The 16,616-nt window shown below is 71.9% G+C and carries 16 protein-coding genes; 12 read left to right on the plus strand and 4 right to left on the minus strand.

All coding sequences use genetic code 11. The features are described 5' to 3' along the window. Positions 1-79: 79 nt before the first annotated feature. Positions 80-1,012, plus strand: a complete 933-nt coding sequence (murQ, locus tag IH68_RS0129955; RefSeq protein ID WP_030941171.1) for an N-acetylmuramic acid 6-phosphate etherase — start codon at positions 80-82, stop codon at positions 1,010-1,012. Positions 1,013-1,036: 24 nt separating this feature from the next. Here the strand turns inward: murQ and IH68_RS0129960 are convergent, their stop codons facing one another. The 3 genes from IH68_RS0129960 to IH68_RS0129970 form a co-directional block, all read right to left on the minus strand. Continuing rightward, positions 1,037-1,960 (minus strand): zinc-binding dehydrogenase, encoded by a 924-nt coding sequence (locus tag IH68_RS0129960; RefSeq protein WP_030941173.1) that lies wholly within the window; start codon positions 1,958-1,960, stop codon positions 1,037-1,039. A 164-nt stretch (positions 1,961-2,124) separates the two neighbouring features. After that, positions 2,125-2,358, minus strand: coding sequence for an acyl-CoA carboxylase epsilon subunit (locus tag IH68_RS0129965; RefSeq protein WP_037885445.1), 234 nt, complete (start codon positions 2,356-2,358; stop codon positions 2,125-2,127). Continuing rightward, the gene (locus IH68_RS0129970; protein ID WP_030941177.1) at positions 2,355-3,899 is read right to left on the minus strand and encodes an acyl-CoA carboxylase subunit beta; all 1,545 of its coding nucleotides are present in this window, start codon (positions 3,897-3,899) and stop codon (positions 2,355-2,357) included. Before IH68_RS0129970 ends, IH68_RS0129965 begins: the two co-directional genes overlap by 4 nt. 251 nt (positions 3,900-4,150) lie before the next feature. On the opposite strand from IH68_RS0129970, the gene IH68_RS0129975 reads away from it, so the two are divergent. Continuing rightward, complete coding sequence (locus IH68_RS0129975; RefSeq protein WP_078912658.1) at positions 4,151-4,804, plus strand: response regulator transcription factor; 654 nt, start codon at positions 4,151-4,153, stop codon at positions 4,802-4,804. Positions 4,805-4,878: 74 nt separating this feature from the next. Here IH68_RS0129975 and fabG read toward each other — a convergent pair whose 3' ends face one another. Beyond that, complete coding sequence (gene fabG / locus IH68_RS0129980) at positions 4,879-5,643, minus strand: 3-oxoacyl-ACP reductase FabG (protein WP_030941183.1); 765 nt, start codon at positions 5,641-5,643, stop codon at positions 4,879-4,881. 208 nt (positions 5,644-5,851) lie between these two features. On the opposite strand from fabG, the gene dmpI reads away from it, so the two are divergent. From dmpI to IH68_RS0130030, 10 genes are all read left to right on the plus strand, one after another. Further along, the gene (gene dmpI, locus IH68_RS0129985; RefSeq protein ID WP_030941186.1) at positions 5,852-6,034 is read left to right on the plus strand and encodes a 4-oxalocrotonate tautomerase DmpI; all 183 of its coding nucleotides are present in this window, start codon (positions 5,852-5,854) and stop codon (positions 6,032-6,034) included. Between the two features lie 125 nt (positions 6,035-6,159). Beyond that, positions 6,160-7,212 carry a phosphotransferase family protein gene (locus tag IH68_RS0129990; protein WP_051833795.1) on the plus strand — a complete coding sequence of 351 codons (1,053 nt, stop codon included), beginning with the start codon at positions 6,160-6,162 and terminating at the stop codon, positions 7,210-7,212. 45 nt (positions 7,213-7,257) lie between these two features. Continuing rightward, complete coding sequence (locus IH68_RS0129995) at positions 7,258-8,472, plus strand: acyl-CoA dehydrogenase family protein (protein ID WP_030941190.1); 1,215 nt, start codon at positions 7,258-7,260, stop codon at positions 8,470-8,472. Between the two features lie 155 nt (positions 8,473-8,627). Continuing rightward, positions 8,628-9,911 (plus strand): beta-ketoacyl-[acyl-carrier-protein] synthase family protein, encoded by a 1,284-nt coding sequence (locus IH68_RS0130000; RefSeq protein WP_030941192.1) that lies wholly within the window; start codon positions 8,628-8,630, stop codon positions 9,909-9,911. Continuing rightward, positions 9,908-11,734, plus strand: a complete 1,827-nt coding sequence (locus IH68_RS58380; protein ID WP_030941194.1) for a CoA-transferase — start codon at positions 9,908-9,910, stop codon at positions 11,732-11,734. The genes IH68_RS0130000 and IH68_RS58380 overlap by 4 nt, the downstream gene beginning before the upstream one ends. A gap of 125 nt (positions 11,735-11,859) precedes the next feature. After that, the gene (locus IH68_RS0130010; protein ID WP_030941196.1) at positions 11,860-12,837 is read left to right on the plus strand and encodes a ketoacyl-ACP synthase III; all 978 of its coding nucleotides are present in this window, start codon (positions 11,860-11,862) and stop codon (positions 12,835-12,837) included. A gap of 49 nt (positions 12,838-12,886) precedes the next feature. Beyond that, positions 12,887-13,564: an HAD-IA family hydrolase gene (locus IH68_RS0130015; RefSeq protein ID WP_030941198.1), complete on the plus strand. Its 678-nt coding sequence runs from the start codon at positions 12,887-12,889 to the stop codon at positions 13,562-13,564. 41 nt (positions 13,565-13,605) lie between these two features. Next, positions 13,606-14,628, plus strand: a complete 1,023-nt coding sequence (locus tag IH68_RS0130020) for an AfsA-related hotdog domain-containing protein (RefSeq protein WP_051833796.1) — start codon at positions 13,606-13,608, stop codon at positions 14,626-14,628. Then, positions 14,618-15,649 carry a ketoacyl-ACP synthase III family protein gene (locus IH68_RS0130025; protein WP_030941203.1) on the plus strand — a complete coding sequence of 344 codons (1,032 nt, stop codon included), beginning with the start codon at positions 14,618-14,620 and terminating at the stop codon, positions 15,647-15,649. The genes IH68_RS0130020 and IH68_RS0130025 overlap by 11 nt, the downstream gene beginning before the upstream one ends. Further along, positions 15,646-16,494 carry an SDR family NAD(P)-dependent oxidoreductase gene (locus IH68_RS0130030; protein ID WP_234341670.1) on the plus strand — a complete coding sequence of 283 codons (849 nt, stop codon included), beginning with the start codon at positions 15,646-15,648 and terminating at the stop codon, positions 16,492-16,494. Before IH68_RS0130025 ends, IH68_RS0130030 begins: the two co-directional genes overlap by 4 nt. Positions 16,495-16,616 lie beyond the last annotated feature (122 nt).

The raw sequence follows: 16,616 nt of genomic DNA on the forward strand, positions 1-16,616 counted from the left end.
GCGGCGGAGCCGCTGACGGATGCAGCCCCGCGCCCCTGAGAACCCTGCCCGAACCGCACACTTGAAAGAGCCGCCCCTCATGACCTCAACCTCCAACCCCCGTGATCTCCGCGCCGAGTTGGAATCGCTGACCACCGAGGCCTTCCGGCCCGAGCTCGCCGACATCGACCGGCTGCCCACTCTCGACATCGCCCGGCTCATGAACGGCGAGGACGCCACCGTCCCGGCGGCCGTGGCCCGGCAGCTTCCGTCCATCGCCGCCGCCATCGACGCCGTCGCCGAGCGGATGGCGCGGGGCGGTCGGCTGATCTACGCCGGTGCCGGGACCGCAGGCCGGCTCGGCGTGCTGGACGCCTCCGAGTGCCCGCCGACCTTCAACACCGACCCCGAGCAGGTCGTGGGCCTGATCGCGGGCGGCCCCGACGCCATGGTCACCTCCGTCGAGGGCGCCGAGGACTCCGCGGAGCTCGCCCGCAGCGACCTCGACGCCCTGCGCCTCCTCGCCGCCGACACCGTGGTCGGCATCTCCGCCTCCGGCCGCACCCCGTACGCGATCGCCGCCGTGCAGCACGCCCGCGCGCTGGGCGCGTTGACCATCGGCCTCGCCTGCAACGCGGACAGCGCGCTCGCAGCGGCCGCCGAGCACGGCATCGAGGTCGTCGTCGGTCCGGAGCTGCTGACCGGCTCCACCCGCCTCAAGGCGGGCACGGCGCAGAAGCTCGTCCTCAACATGCTCTCCACGATCACGATGATCCGGCTCGGCAAGACGTACGGGAACCTGATGGTCGACGTACGCGCCTCGAACGAGAAGCTGCGCGCCCGCTCGCGGCGGATCGTCGCCCTCGCCACGGGCGCCCCGGACGACGAGATCGAGCGCGCCCTCGCGGCCACCGACGGCGAGGTGAAGAACGCGATCCTCACCATCCTGGCCGGTGTGGACGGCCCCACGGCGGCGCGTCTCCTGGAGGACTCGGACGGGCATCTGCGAGCGGCGCTGGCTGCCGCTCGCTGACACTCCGCCAGGCAGGGTGCGTCGTTACGGCGCCACGGTGAGCACGGCGTTCGCCGTGATCCGCCGGTCACGCAGGTCGCCGAGGGCTGTCGCGGTGTGCCGCCAGTCCTCCAGACGGCCGATCTGGGGGTGCAGCCGGCCGCTGTCGACGAGCCGGACCAGCGCGGCCAGGTCGGTGCCGAACGGCTCGTCGAAGTGCTCGTAGTGGAAGTGGCGCACGGTGGCCGAGCGCGGGCCCTTGAAGAACGCGAAGAAGCTGAGCTCGGCGGGCTGCCGGGAGGCCTGCCCGAACCAGACCAACTGTCCGCGCTCACGCAGCAGGGCGAGAGCACGCGGCGTGGAGGTGTCACCGACGGACTCGAGAACGACGTCGAAGGGGCCGACGGCGTCGTCGAGGTCGTGCACGACGGTGGCGCCGAACTCGGCAAGCAGCTTGCCCCGTTCGGGGGTCGCGGTGACCGCGGTGACCTCGGCGCCCTCACCGACAGCGAGTTCGGTGACGTAGTGGCCGACCCCGCCGGACGCCCCGGTGAGCAGGATCCGCCGACCGGCGACGGAGCCCGCCACGCGCAGCAGTCGCAGGGCGGTGAGCCCGGCCAGCGGCAGCGCGGCCGCGGTCTCGAAGGAGACGCCCTCGGGGAGTACGGCCAGGGAGTGGGTGGGTACGGCGGCGTACTGGGCCCAGCCGTTCGCCGGCGGGTGGCCGACGACGCGGGTGCCGACGGCGGGCCCGGAGCCGTCCGCGGCCGCCTGAACGACGACTCCGGCGATGTCCTTGCCCGGCCGGCCACGCAGCCCCAGCGGCCCGTGGAGCTGGAAGACCTCGCCGCGGTTGATGGAGAACGCCCGTACCTCGACGAGGGCCTCGTCCGGTGCCGGCTGCGGCACCTCGGCCTCGCCGAGCTCGACCATCTCCTCGGGTCGTCCGGTGGGCAGCAGGGCCTTCATCGGGTGACCTCCTGCGGGCGGGGCTGCGGGCATGACTGACTCCTGTGTCCTGTGTCGGGTGGTGCTCAGCACGCTAGGGGCGGTCTTCTGCGCTGCTCAACGCATGTGCTCCGCAAGTGCGTTCGCCGTGTGCCGAAAGTGACACGCCCGGGTCGGGGCCGTGCTCATCCGCGTGGGCGCGGACCGGGTGCGCGCCAGGTGCCGGCTGGCGGCTGCCGGGTCGGTCTGCTCCAGGCCGCTCTGGCCGGGGCGGCGGGCGGGTGGCTCCGGGCGGCGGCACGGCGGGCGGCCACGGCCTGCAGCACCGCGAGGACCGCGGCGAGTTCGTCGGCGTCGGCGCTGCCGCGCACCAGCCGCACCGTGGGGGCGGGGGTGGGGTCGGGGTGTCCGGCGCTCATACCGGCTGGTTCCCGTGCTTGCGCTCGGGCAGCTGCGCATGTTTGGCGCGCAGCATCCGCAGCGACCTGATCAGCACCTCCCGGGTGCGCCGGGGGTCGATGACGTCGTCGACGAGGCCGCGCTCGGCCGCGTAGTACGGATGCATGAGTTCCTCCCTGTACTCGGCCACGCGCCGCGCCCGGGCGCGTTCCGGGTCGTCGGCCGCGGCGATCTCACGGCGGAAGACGACGTTGGCCGCGCCCTCCGCGCCCATCACGGCGATCTCGTTGGTGGGCCAGGCGAACGACAGGTCGCAGCCGATGGAGCGGGAGTCCATGACGATGTAGGCGCCGCCGTACGCCTTGCGCAGGATGACCTGGACCCGTGGCACGGTGGCGTTGCAGTAGGCGTAGAGCAGTTTGGCGCCGCGCCTGATGATGCCGTCGTGCTCCTGGTCGGTGCCGGGCAGGAAGCCGGGCACGTCGACCAGGGTCACCAGGGGGATGTTGAAGGAGTCGCAGAACTGCACGAACCGGGCGCCCTTCTCGGAGGCCGCGATGTCCAGGGCGCCGGCACCCGCCATGGGCTGGTTGGCGACGATGCCGACCACCTGGCCGCCGAGCCGGGCCAGGGCCACGACCAGGTTGGGCGCCCACAGCTCGTGCACTTCGAACAGGTCGCCGTCGTCGACGACTTCCTCGATGACCCGGCGTATGTCGTAGACCTGCTGCGGGTCGGCCGGCACCAGGTCGAGCAGGGCGTCCCCGCTTCGGTCCGCGGGGTCGTCGCTCACCGCGTCGGGCGGCAGCTCGCGGTTGTTGGCGGGCAGCATCGACAGCAGATGCCGTACGTCCTGGAGGCAGGACTCCTCGTCGTCGTACAGGAAGGCGGAGACGCCGGAGCGCACCGAGTGGACGTCGGCGCCGCCGAGTTCGTCGTGGCCGACCCGCTCGCCGGTGACGGCGTGCACCACGTCGGGGCCGGTGATGTACATCTGCGCGGTGCCGCGCACCATGAACACGAAGTCGGTGAGGGCAGGCGAGTACGCCGCGCCGCCGGCGCACGGTCCGAGGATCACGCTGATCTGCGGGATCACCCCGGAGCTGCGCACATTGCGGGTGAAGATGCCGCCGTACCCGGCGAGCGCGGTCACCCCTTCCTGGATACGGGCGCCCGCCCCGTCGCTGAGCGCGATCAGCGGTGCCCCGGCGGCCTCGGCCAGGTCCATGATCTTGTGGATCTTCTGGGCGTGGGCCTCGCCGAGCGCCCCGCCGAAGATCCTGAAGTCGTGTCCGTAGACGAACACCTGCCGTCCGTCGACGGTGCCCCAGCCGGTGACGACGCCGTCGCCGTGCGGTTTCCTCGCCTCCAGGCCGAAGCCGGTGGCGCGATGCCGCCGCAATCCCTCGACCTCGGTGAACGAGCCCTTGTCCAGGAGGAGCGCGAGGCGCTCGCGGACGGTGAGCTTGCCCCGGGCGTGCTGGCGCTCGGTGGCCGCCGGATCGGGACCTGTCAGCAACTCGCCTTGAAGAGCGGCAAGTTCACCCAGGCGTTCGCGCATGGAGAACTCCTTTTCTGCGCACCGGAAATCAGCTGTCCGCCCACGCTAGGCAGACACGTCCCCGGTCGGACAGAACGCGCTCCGAAAGGGCGGCGAGGGGATTCCTAGGTGACAAGGCGCCCGGGCACTCTGGTGGCATTGCCGGTTCAATCCCTCTCCTCTGCCGTTAGGTTCGGTTTCCCCCGGCCCGTTTCCCCCACCCGCCGGAAGGAGTCGCGCATTCACCGCCCCTCTCTACCTGGAGACAGAACATGAGCGAGGAGAAAACACTCTCGGCCCGTCATATCGCCGTGATCGCCGACCCGTTCCCGATATCCCGCGCCGCGGTGGCCTCACTGCTGCGCCGCTCCGGAGCGGTCGACGAGGCCGAGGAGGCGAAGACCCGGCAGGGTGCCCTGGATCTGGTACGACGGCTTCGGGCCGACATACTGGTCACCGAGGTCGATCTGGCGGGCCGGGGCGACGGGGTGCAGCTGTGCCGGCAGGTCAAGGGGCTCGCCCGGCCGCCGACCGTCCTGATGTTCACCGGCGCCGACGACCCCGCGGTGGTCGCCGCATGTCTGGCCGGCGGGGCCGACGGTTTCGTGCACCGCACGGCGTCGCCCGAGCGGCTTGTGCGGGCCGTGGAGGCCCTCGCGGCGGGACGGCACGTCTGGTATCTGCGCGAGCACGCCGGCCTTGCCCCGGAATCGGGAACGCAGCCGCGCGTGCCCGGAATGACCGCACGCGAACAGCAGATACTGGGACTGCTTCTGGGCCGGTACTCGAACGACGAGATCGCGGCCGAACTCCATCTGGCCCGGCAGACCGTCAAGAACCATGTCAGCAACGTGCTCGCCAAACTCGGCGTGGCGAACCGGCGCGAATTGCTGGCCCGTCGGGACCCTCTCGTGACCGCTTCCTGAAAGGCGCCTTGCACAAAGGGAATGAGCAGGACAGTGAACGTCCTGCTCATTCCCCTTTGCTCATGTTTATGAGTTCAGCACAGCGGCCCGCCTGCGACGTACAGCACCTGGCCGGAGACGAAGCCCGTCCGCTCGCCGACGAAGAACGAGACCGCCTCGGCCACGTCCTCGGGCACGCCCACCCGCCGCACCGGGATCCCGGCGGCGCAGTTCTCCTTGAACTGCTCGAAGGTGATGCCCATCCGCGCGGCCGTCGCGGCGGTCATGTCGGTGGCGACGAAGCCGGGGGCGACGGCGTTCGCGGTGATGCCGAACCTGCCGAGCTCCAGCGCCAGGGTCTTGGTGAAGCCCTGCAGACCGGCCTTGGCGGCCGCGTAGTTGGCCTGGCCGCGGTTGCCGAGCGCCGAGGAGGAGGACAGGTTGACGATCCGGCCGAAGCCCGCGTCGACCATGTGCTTCTGGCAGGCCTTCGCCATCAGGAAGGCGCCGCGCAGATGGACGTCCATGACGGTGTCCCAGTCGGAGACGCTCATCTTGAACAGCAGGTTGTCGCGCAGCACGCCCGCGTTGTTGACGAGGACGGTGGGCGGCCCGAGTTCCTCGGCCACCCGCGCGACGGCGGCCGTCACCTGTGCCTCGTCGCCGACGTCCGCCGCGACGGCAAGCGCCCGGCCGCCGTTGTGGGCGATGCGTTGTGCGGTCTCGGCGGCGGCCGCCGCGTCCAGGTCGAGCACGGCGACCGCGTGTCCGTCGGCGGCGAGGCGCTCGGCGGTGGCCGCTCCGATACCGCGGGCCGCTCCGGTCACCAGGGCGATGCGCTCAGGGGATGTCGATGTCATGTCCGGGAATTTATTCGGCCCGCCCCGAATTCCGAGGCGCGATGTCTCCTACGGAACACAGTGCGGTGCCCTAGGAGTCATTCTCCTTGAAAGCTCTCACGGGCCGCGCCTAGCGTTCCGGTCATGCCGAGGCCGTCGCCGAAAAGCACGGCGGGTCGGACCATAAATCCCCAAGAGAAACCCCAAGCAAAACCCCCAGGAGGTTGAAATGCCCATCGTGACCGTTCAGCAGGGTCCGCGTGACGTCGAGCTCAAGCGTGACCTGGTCGCCCGTATCACGGACGCCTTCGTCGACGCCTACAAGATCCCGGCGGAGACGGTTCAGGTGTGGATCCAGGAGGTTCCGGCGGACAGCTGGGGCGCCGCGGGCAAGCTCATCGCCGACAGCTGACACCTGCCTCTTTCTTCCCCTTCCCCCAGCACGGTCCCGGCCGCCCTCGTCGGCGGCCGGGACCGTGCCGTATCGCCGCAGACCCCCATCGCCGCAGTCCCGTACCGCCGGAAACGGAGAGCACCGTGACGACACCGACCACCACGACGGCGCCCGGTGCCCTCGACGGCATCGACACCGCGCGCCTCGCACACTGGCTGGAGAGCAGGCTGCCGGGCCACGGTCCGCTGGCCGGGGTGACCCCCCTGGCGGGCGGGCGGTCCAACCTGACGTACCGGCTCTCCTGGGGCGGCCGCACCCTCGTGCTGCGCCGGCCGCCGCTCGGGCATGTTCTGGCCACCGCCCACGACATGGCACGCGAGTACCGGGTGCTGAGCGCGCTCGGTCCGGCCGGCGTGCCCGTGCCGCGGACGTATGCGCTGTGCCGGGACGCGGACGTGCTGGGCGCCCCGTTCTACGTCATGGGGTTCGCCGAGGGCATCACCTACCGCAGCGACGCGGAACTCGCGCCGCTGGGAGAGCACTCGGCGCAGCGCACCACCCATGCGCTGGTCGACACCCTTGCCCTGCTGCACTCCGTGGACCCCCAGGCGGCGGGGCTGGCCGACTTCGGACGCCCCGAAGGCTTCATGGCCCGGCAGGTGCGGCGCTGGCGCCGCCAGTGGGACGCCTCGCGCACCCGGGAGGTGGACGGCGCCGACCAGCTCAACGACCGCCTGGCGGCGACCTGTCCTCCGTCCGGGGCGGTGGCGGTCGTGCACGGCGACTACAAGCTGGACAACGTGCTGCTCGACCGGGCGGACCCGGGCCGGGTCACCGCGGTGCTCGACTGGGAGATGTCCACGCTCGGCGACCCGCTGGCCGACCTCGGCATGCTCTGCATGTACTGGGACGGCTTCGCCGGCGTCGACCGCCCGCCGGTCGCCTCCCCCGGCACCCTGCCCGGCTGGCCCGGCCGCGAGGCGCTGGTGGAGCGGTACGCCGCGCACAGCACGGCCGGCCTCGAACGGCTCGGCTGGTACACCGCGTTCGCCTTCTACAAGCTCGCCGCGATCCTCGAGGGCATCCACTGCCGCACCGTGCAGGGCCTCACCGTCGGCGAGGAGTCCGCGAACCTCGCCGACGCCGTACCGCTGCTCGTGGCCCGCGGCCACGACGCCCTGCGCACGGCCGGCTGACCCCCTGCACCCAGAACCCTCCCTGTCTGCAACGGAGTTGCCCCTATGGACTTTTCCTACGACGCCCGTACCGAAGACCTGCGCACCAGGATGCTCGCCTTCCTGGACGAGCAGGTGCTGCCCGCCGAGCCCGTCTTCCACGCCCAGCACGCCGCAGGCCACCCATGGGGGCGCCCCCCGGTGCTGCAGGAACTCAAGAACGAGGCCCGCCGCCGGGGCCTGTGGAACCTGTTCCTGCCGGACGACCGGTTCGGCGCGGGGCTGACCAACCTGCAGTACGCCCCGCTCGCCGAGATCACCGGACGCAGCCCCTTCATCGCGCCGGAGGCGGTCAACTGCGCGGCCCCCGACACCGGCAACATGGAGGTCCTCGCCCTGTTCGGCACCCCCGGGCAGCAGGACCGCTGGCTCAAACCGCTGCTCGACGGGGCGATCCGCTCGGCCTTCTGCATGACCGAGCCGGACGTCGCCTCCTCGGACGCCGCGAACATCACCACCCGGATCGAACGGGACGGCGACAGCTATGTCGTGAACGGCCGCAAGTGGTGGTCGTCGGGGGCGCTGGCGCCGGAGTGCGAGCTGCTGATCGTGATGGGCAAGACCGACCCGGAGGGGCCGCGCCACCGGCAGCAGTCGATGATCCTGGTGCCGCGCGACACCCCGGGAGTGCGGGTCGAGCGCGGTGTGCACGTCTTCGGCTACACCGACGGTCCGCACGGCGGGCACGGCGAGGTCGTCTTCGACGACGTCCGGGTGCCGGCCGAGAACATCATCGCGGGCGAGGGCGAGGGCTTCGCCATCGCGCAGGCCCGCCTCGGCCCCGGCCGCATCCACCACTGCATGCGGCTGATCGGCATGGCCGAGCGGGCCTTCGACCTGATGTGCGAGCGTGCCGGCAGCCGGGTCGCCTTCGGCCGACCCCTCGCCGAGCAGGGTGTGGTCCGCGAGTGGATCGCCGAGGCGCGCGTGCGCATCGAACAGGCCCGCCTGCTGGTGCTGAAGACCGCCTATCTGATGGACACGATCGGCAACAAGGGCGCCCACACCGAGATCCAGGCCATCAAGATCGCGGTGCCGGCGATGGCCGAGTGGGTCATCGACAAGGCCATCCAGACGCACGGCGGCGGCGGGGTCTCCCAGGACTTCCCGCTGGCCGAACTGTGGGCCCACGCCCGCACGCTGCGCCTGGCCGACGGCCCCGACGAGGTGCACCGCGCCTCGCTCGCCCGCCGCGAACTGCGCCGCTACCAGAACACCTGACGACCGGTCGTTGCCGAGCCGCCCTTCCTTTCCGGAAGGGCGGCTTTCTCTTTTCCTCACGGAATTTCGAGGCGGTACCGCGAGTACTGATTTCTCCTTGAAAAGGTACCCGACGGCCCATGGCTGATTATCCGGCCGCGCCTACCGTTTTCTGTATGACGAACAGTGAATTCGAGATACCCGACGAACGCGTCGTCGTCACCGGAATCGGTGTCGTACTCCCGGGCACCCTCTCCGTCGACCGGTTCTGGGCGAACGTCTCGGGCGGCAGGTCCCAGGTGGGCCGGCTCACCCGGTTCGACGCGGAGCAGGCGGGCCTTCCGGTGTACGCGGCGGCCGAGATCGACGACTTCGACCATCACCCCTTCCTCCCGGAGCTGACGGACGCACACGCGGCCAAGTACTCCCGGGAGATCCTCATCGCCATGTCGGCCCTCGCCGAGGCCCGCCGGGACGCCGGGCTCGGTCCGGGCGCCCTGGACCCGCGCCGGCTGGGCATTGTCATGTCCTCCTCCCGCGGTCCGTTCAGCTGGTGGCGCGACGTGCTCACCGGCGCCGACCCGGACGCCTTCGGCGACAAGGGCGCGATGTTCCGCGGCCTGCCCGGCTGCCCGGCCTCCCTGTCCGCCGTCTACACCGGCGCCCAGGGCCTGGTCACCACCGTCAGCAACGCCTGCGTCGGCGGCCACCAGGCCATCCAGCTCGCGCTGCGGGAGCTGCGCTCCGGTGCCGCGGACGCCATGCTGGTCGGCGGCCACGAGTTCCCGATCGTGCCCGAGGTCGCCGCCTGCTACCGGGCGATGGGCCACGGGGTGCTCTCCTCCGAGCGCGAGGAGCCGAGCCGCGCGGTGCGCCCCTACAGCAACGACCGCGAGGGCTTCGCGCTCGGCGAGGGCTCCGTCGTGCTGTGCCTGGAGCGGGAGTCGGTCGCCCGGCGGCGCGGCGCCCGCGTCTACTCAGAGATCCTCTCGGCCGCCTCCCTGAACGAGGCCGCCCACCCCACCACCATGGACCTGACCGGCAAGGTCACCGCCTCGGTCATCGAGGACGCCCTGGCAGGCGCGGGCCGCAGCGCGGCCGACGTCGACTACTTCTGCGCGCACGGCACCGCCACCCGGTACAACGACATCGCCGAGTCGCGTGCGCTGCGCGCCCTCTACCCCGAGCGCACGACCGCCGCCCTCCCGCCGCTGAGCTCCAACAAGCCCATCTACGGGCACACGTTCGGCCTGGCGGGCATCATCAACGTCGCCGCGACCAGCCTGATGATCCACCACCAGACGCTCGCGCCCACCATCAACTTCACCACGCCCGACCCCGAGTGCGACCACGACCACGTCTTCGAGGGACCGCGTCCGGCCGAGCTCGGCCTCGCGGTGTCCATGTCGTTCGCCTTCGGCAGCCAGACGGCGGTCGTCGCGCTGGGAGCCCCGGCATGAGCCGGCCCCTGATCGCCGCCGACGTGGACGAACTGGTCCGCGCCCTGGTCAGGCCCGGCGACCACGTCCATCTGGCCGGCACCCCGTCCCGCCCCAACGCCCTCACCTACGCCCTGTGCCGGGTCTTCGGCGCCGACGGCCGTCTGACGGTCTCCACGACCGCCGTGCACTCCTCGGCCCACGCGCTCGCGCTGTCCGGTGTCGCCGACAAGGTCATCGCCGGTTTCGCCGGGGACACCTATCCCTCGCCCCGCCCCAACCCCCTCTACGCGGACCTGGAGAAGGGCGAACCGTTCACCTTCGAGGCCTGGTCGCTGCTCAGTTACGTCCAGCGGCTCATCGCCGGCGCGCAGGGAGCCCCGTACGCGGTCACCGGTTCGCTGGCCGGCACGGATCTCGCCGCGGACAAGCCGGACGTGCTGCACCGGGTGCCCGACCCCGCCCGCCCGGGCGAGGAGATCACCCTGCTCGCCCCGCTCCGCCCCGACGTGACGCTCGTCCACGGCGTGGCCGCCGACGAGGACGGCAACATCGCCCTGGTGCCGCCGCTCGGCGAGGGCGCCTGGGCCGCATACGCAGCCGAACGCGGCGTCATCGCCTCGGTCGAGAAGATCGTCACCCGCGAAGAACTGCGCGCCGTCAACGACCGCGTGGTCATCCCCGGCCAACGCGTCCTGGGCCTGACCGAGGCCCGCCTGGGCGCCCACCCCCAGGCCCTGCGCACCGACCAACTGCTCGGCGTGGACGGCTACCTGGACGACTACGCCTTCCTGGAGGAGATCGTCGCCTCCTGCCACGGCGAGGAACGCGGCCAGGACTGGTACCGCACGTGGGTCACCGCCCCAGGCTCGCACAAGGAGTACGTCCACCGCCTGGGCCCCCGACGCCGCAGCGCCCTGCGCATCCCGGATCCCACCCGGGCGGACGACGACTACGACGCCGAGACGGAGACCTGGGCGGAGATCTTCCGCTGCGAGAAGGAGGCCGTCGCCAGGGCCGGTTCCACGTCGGCCCTCGCACCGCCCACCGCACCACCCTCCGCACCCAGTACGCCCACCGAGCAGCTCCCCCCGGCTCCCCCGACCCGCCAGGAACGCCTGATCGTGCTCGGCGCCCGGGCCGTTGCCGAGCAGGTCCGCGCGCACGGTTACGACACCCTGCTCGCCGGGATCGGCACCTCGCACATGGCGGCCTGGCTCGCGGCCGAGCTGCTGCGGGCCGGCGGACAGGACGTCAAGGTCGTCGCCGAGCTGGGCATGTACGGCTTCCGGCCCGAGGGCGGGGACACCTTCCTGTTCAGCCTGCTGCACGCGAGGGGCAGCGAGATGCTGGCCGGCATCCCGGAGATCCTCGGCGGCATGGTCGCGGCCAACCCTCGGGCGCTGGGAGTCCTGGCGGCCGCCGAGATCGACGAGAGCGGCACGATCAACACCAGCCGCGGCGCGGACGGCCGCTGGCTGACCGGCTCGGGCGGAGCCAACGACATCGCGTCCAGCACGGACTGCGTGGTGATCGCCCCGTCCTCCCGCCGCCGCTACGTCACCGAGGTCGCCTACCGCACCAGCCCCGGCCACCGGGTCCGCGAGGTGGTCAGCGACTTCGGCCGCTTCACCCGAGCCGAGCCCGGCTTCCGCCTGGCGACCTACCTCCCCGCGGACGACGCCCCCGACGGCCCCCAGGAACTGGCCCGGCAGGCCGCGGAGGCCGTAGCGACCCGTACATCGTGGACCGCCGACACCACCCACGTAACCGCCGAAAAGCCCATAACAGCCGAGGAGTTGACAGCGCTACGCACCCTCGACCCCCAGAGCCGCTTCACCTGACGGCGACTCCAGCGCCCCTTAAGGGGCGCGGGGAACTGCGCGACCAGCCACAACGAACCCGCACCAACCCCACAACATCCCGTGGCACCCCCTAAAACCACCCACCCACACAAGGAGCCAGAAAAATGCACACCCGCACCGAATCCCGAACCTGGACCAACTCCGGCCTCAAGTTCACCGGCCTCGGCCATTACTACCCCCGAACCCACCGCACCCACGACGGCGAAGTCACCCTCGACGGCCGCACCTACCCGCCCGAGACCGCACAAGAACTCGGCGTCCGCGCCCTCCACGTCGCCGACGAGGACGAGACCCTGGAGTTCATGGCCGTCCAGGCCGCCACCTCCGCCCTGGCGAACGCCGGTCGCGAGGCCGACGACCTCGACCTGGTGGTCCTCGCCAACTGGACCGACCGCCAGTGGATACCGGAGATAGCCCCAGGAGTCGCCGCCGCGCTCGGCGCACACGGCGCCCTCGCCTTCGACGTCTGCGGCGCCTGCACCGGCTTCGTGCACGGCGTGCAGACCGCCGCCTCGATGCTCACCGCCCACCCCGGCTGGAAGCGCGCCGTCGTAGTGGCGGCAGACCGCTTCACCCGCCGCGCCCGCCCCGGCACCCGCGGCCAGCTGGTCTTCGGGGACGCGGCCGGCGCGGTGGTCCTGGAGAAGGGCGACCCGGACGACCCGAGCGGTCTGATCGACTCGGTCCTGGACTGCGACGCCGCCGAGGCCGACACCGTCGCCGCCCGGCCCCCCGAGGGCTTCCTGCGCCCGAAGCCGGAGCTCATCGACCTGGCGGTGCGCTCCAGCCTGAAGGTCGCCGGCAACCTCCTCACCCGCAGCGACCTCAAGACCTCCGACATCGACTGGCTCGTCCCGCACCCCGGCAACAACGCCATCCACGCCGGCGTACGCGACGGCCTCGACCTGGAGCCGGCCAGGTTCCTCACCAACTTCGCCGAGCGCGGCAACACGGGCTGCGCCTCGATCCCGATCGCCCTGTCCGAGTACGCCGAGAAGGGCGTCGTCAGGAGCGGCGATCTGGTGCTGTCCACGGCGGTCGGCTCCGGCTGGTACTACGGCGGGCTCCTGTACCGCCTGTGACCCGGACCCGCCCTCTGCCCGCCCGAACCACTCACCTCAAGGACCCGTCATGAGCCTCACCGGCCCCACCCCCGCTCCCTCCTCCTCCCTGGCCGTATGGACCGACTTCGGCGGTGTGCTCACCCCGCCGGTCGGCGTCACCTTCAACGAGTTCGCGGACCGCGTCGGCGTCCCGCTGTGGGCGCTGAAGGAGTCGATGCGCCTGGTCGGGGAGAAGTACGGCACCGACTCGATGGGTGCCATAGACATCCCGCTGATCGACGAGGCCACCTGGTCCGACGAACTGGAGGACGTCCTGGGCGGCACTTTCGGGGTCGTCGCCGACCTGCAGCACTTCGGCGACCGCTGGTTCGCCGGGCGCCCCGCCAACCAGGCCTGGACGGCGCATCTGGAGGCGTTCCGGGCCCGGGGCGCATTCGTCGGACTGCTCTCCAACCTGCCGCCGTCGTGGGACCGCCACCGCCGGTTCATGATCGACGACTCGCACTTCGACGACATCGTCCTCTCCCACGCCGTGGGCAGCCGCAAGCCCGAGCCCATGATCTTCGAACTCGCCGCGAAGCGGGCCGGGCTCGAACCGCATCAGTGCGTGCTCGTGGACGACCTGGAGAAGAACGTGGTGGGTGCGATCGCCGCCGGCTGGCAGGCCGTGCACTTCCACGACGCCGACCAGGCCGCCCGTCAGGTCTCCCGCCTCCTCGACACGGCCGCCCCGGCCGCCGTCTGAGCCCCGCCACCCGCCCCCGACGAACGGCAAAGGAGCCCGTCATGTCCGTACTGAGCCAGGTCGAGCCGGTCCACGCCACCGAAGCGGCCCAGATCCTGTCCACCCAGCGCACGCTGTCCCGCCGGCTGGTGCACCGTTCGGCGATCTCCGAGGTGTTCCTCACCGACTTCCAGTCCGTCGACGAGAACACCTTCCGGGCGGCGGCCCAACTGCCGCCGCGCCACTTCTACTACGGCGACCACACCGCCCGACCGGCGATGCACGACCCGCTCGCGGTGTTCGAGAGCGTGCGCCAGATGCTGCTGTGCGCGATGCACCTGCAGCACGACGCGGGCCACGACACCAAGTCCATCACCGCGACCGCCTCCCTGGAGATCACCGACCCCGGCCCGCTCAGGGCCCGCGGCGCACTGGACCTGCTCCTGCTCGGCAGCGTGCAGCTCGCCAAGAACTACCGGGACGCCATCGCCCGCGTGGTGCACCAGGTCCGGGTCATGGCCGGCGGGCGGCAGGTGGGCGTCGTCACCGTCGACACCGCGCAGCGCCCCGACACCGTGTACGAGAAGCTGCGCATGAGCCACCGCGCCACACCACCGCCGATGTCCGACGCCGTGCCCGTACGCACCGACGGCGTCGCCCCGCCTCCCCGGCTGGTGGGCCGCGAGCAGGCGGAGAACGTGGTCCTGGAGAACGCCGACGTGACGGACGGCGCCGTACACGCGCGACTGCGGGTGCCGACCGCGCATCCCAGCATGTTCGAGCACGCCCAGGACCATGTGCCGGGACCGGTGATGATGGAGGCCGCCCGGCAGGCCGCGCTGCTGCTCGCCGCCGACGGACAGGGCCCGTCCCCGGCCGGGTTCCACCCCCAGTACATGGACGCCGAGTATCTGCGCTTCGCGGAGCTGGACAGCGACATCACCGTCGTCACCCGGCGCGTGCCCGACCCGGTGGACGGCGGCCTGCGGACCGAGACCGCCTTCGTCCAGCAGGACGAGACCGTCGCCCGGATGCGGGTCCGGCTGGCAGCGGCCCACACCACCGGAGCCGGCGATGCGGTTTGACACGCCCGTCCACCTCAGCGCCCCCGTCCTCGTGCTCGGCGAGCACGCCCAGCCGGTGGCGGACGCGGTCGCCGGCCTGCTGATCGACGAGGAGAACGCCGAGCGGTACGCCTATACGGCACTGCGTACCAGCGCCCTCGCGCCGGTCCGGCTCGCCGCGCTCGCCGCCGTCAAGTCCCTTGAGTCGTCCGGTGTTTCACCTGAGCGGATCGGCCAACTGCTGCATGCGTGGACGTACCACCAGGGCCACGAGTTCTGGTCCCCGGCCCACTACCTCGCCCAGCAGACCGGGGCGGTGGCCGCGGAGCCCGTCGGCATCCAGCAGATGTGCAACGGCGGGGCGGCCGCGATCGTGCAGGCCGGCTGCCGGCTCCTCGCCTCCCCGGCGGCCGGCCCCGCCCTGGTGACCACCGCCGACTGTTTCCCGCAGCCCGGCTTCGACCGCTGGGGTGGCGACTACGGGGTCTGCTACGGCGACGGCGCCACCTCGGTCCTGGTCGACCGGGCCCCGCACGGCCGCTCCGTGCGCCTGCTGTCGGCGGCGACCGTGGCGGCCCCGGTGCTGGAGGGCATGCACCGCGGCGACGCTCCCTTCAGCCCGGCTCCCACCAGCGGCTTCAAGCCGCTGCTGCCGAAGCTCGCCAAGAAGGAGTTCCTCACGGCCAACCCGACCCTGCCGTTCGGCCCGATCGCGCACGACGCGGTCACCACCGTGGTGGCGCGGGCTCTGCGCGACGCCGGGGTTGCCGCCGACGACGAGCGGCTGCGCGCTGCGGCGCTGCCCCGGCTCGCCCGGCATGTCATGGCCGAGGCGTACGAACCCGCGTTCCGCGAGGTGTGCGCCGCGCCGATCGTCCAACTGGGCGCGGACACCGGGCACTTGGGTGCCGGTGACGCCGTCGCCAACCTGTCCGATCTGCTCGCCCGGGACGACGTACGGCCCGGAGATCTGCTCGTCCTGCTCAGTGCCGGCGCCGGGTTCACCTGGTCCGCCGTGATCGTGGAGGTGAACCGCCCGTGACGAACCCGACCGCACACGTCGAAGACCCGACGGCACACGTCGAGGACCCGACCGCACGCATCGAAGATGCGACCGCCCCGGCCGAGGATCCGACCGCGCTGTTCCGGCTGGACGGCCGGGTGGCCGTGGTCACCGGCGCCTCCAGCGGCATCGGCGCGCATGTGGCCCGGCTGCTCACCGCTGCGGGCGCCAGGGTGGCCCTGGCCGCGCGCCGCGAGGGCCCGCTGAAGGAGCTCGCGGCCGAGCTGCCCGGCTCGCTCGCCGTGCCGTGCGACGTGACCTCGGCCGAGGACCGTGAGCGCCTGGTGCGCACGGTCACCGGGGAACTCGGCCCGATCGACATCCTGGTCAACAACGCGGGGCTGTCCGAGACCGTGCCCGCGGAGACGCAGACCGTGGAGAGTTTCAGTTCCATCGTGGCGCTGAATCTGACGGCGGTGTTCGCGCTGAGCCAGGCGGTCGGCGTGGGCATGCTGGAGCGGGGCCGGGGTTCCGTCGTCAACATCGCCTCCATCTACGGGCTGGTGGCCAGCGGCAGCCTTCCGCAGGCCGCGTACACCGCCTCCAAGGGCGGGGTGGTGAACCTGACCCGGGAGCTGGCCGCCGAGTGGAGCGCGCGGGGTGTCCGCGTCAACGCGGTGTGCCCGGGCTGGTTCTGGTCGGAGATGACCGAGTCGATGCTCGGCAGCGACAAGGGCCGGGCCTGGGTGGAGCGCCGCACCCCGATGCGCCGGGCCGGCCGGCTCAGCGAACTGAACGGGGTGCTGCTGCTGCTCGCCTCGGACGCGGGCTCCTATGTCACCGGAGCGGCCGTGCCCGTGGACGGGGGCTATCTGGCCCTGTGACCTCACCGCCACGACAGACCGGCCGCACCCCGTGTCGCTTCAGAGGCACGGGGGCACTCCTCGAAGAGGGAATGGCCTGGTCAGCGCGTGCTTCATAGCATCGACAGAGCGCGGGGAGGGGA

The organism is Streptomyces sp. NRRL S-646 (assembly GCF_000720765.1).
Classification (GTDB): domain Bacteria; phylum Actinomycetota; class Actinomycetes; order Streptomycetales; family Streptomycetaceae; genus Streptomyces.

Coding starts and splice junctions, on each gene's coding strand:
- murQ (WP_030941171.1), top strand. CDS start 80: ATGACCTCAACCTCCAACCCCCGTGATCTCCGCGCCGAGTTGGAATCG.
- IH68_RS0129960 (WP_030941173.1), bottom strand. CDS start 1,960: ATGAAGGCCCTGCTGCCCACCGGACGACCCGAGGAGATGGTCGAGCTC.
- IH68_RS0129965 (WP_037885445.1), bottom strand. CDS start 2,358: ATGAGCGCCGGACACCCCGACCCCACCCCCGCCCCCACGGTGCGGCTG.
- IH68_RS0129970 (WP_030941177.1), bottom strand. CDS start 3,899: ATGCGCGAACGCCTGGGTGAACTTGCCGCTCTTCAAGGCGAGTTGCTG.
- IH68_RS0129975 (WP_078912658.1), top strand. CDS start 4,151: ATGAGCGAGGAGAAAACACTCTCGGCCCGTCATATCGCCGTGATCGCC.
- fabG (WP_030941183.1), bottom strand. CDS start 5,643: ATGACATCGACATCCCCTGAGCGCATCGCCCTGGTGACCGGAGCGGCC.
- dmpI (WP_030941186.1), top strand. CDS start 5,852: ATGCCCATCGTGACCGTTCAGCAGGGTCCGCGTGACGTCGAGCTCAAG.
- IH68_RS0129995 (WP_030941190.1), top strand. CDS start 7,258: ATGGACTTTTCCTACGACGCCCGTACCGAAGACCTGCGCACCAGGATG.
- IH68_RS0130000 (WP_030941192.1), top strand. CDS start 8,628: ATGACGAACAGTGAATTCGAGATACCCGACGAACGCGTCGTCGTCACC.
- IH68_RS58380 (WP_030941194.1), top strand. CDS start 9,908: ATGAGCCGGCCCCTGATCGCCGCCGACGTGGACGAACTGGTCCGCGCC.
- IH68_RS0130010 (WP_030941196.1), top strand. CDS start 11,860: ATGCACACCCGCACCGAATCCCGAACCTGGACCAACTCCGGCCTCAAG.
- IH68_RS0130015 (WP_030941198.1), top strand. CDS start 12,887: ATGAGCCTCACCGGCCCCACCCCCGCTCCCTCCTCCTCCCTGGCCGTA.
- IH68_RS0130020 (WP_051833796.1), top strand. CDS start 13,606: ATGTCCGTACTGAGCCAGGTCGAGCCGGTCCACGCCACCGAAGCGGCC.
- IH68_RS0130025 (WP_030941203.1), top strand. CDS start 14,618: ATGCGGTTTGACACGCCCGTCCACCTCAGCGCCCCCGTCCTCGTGCTC.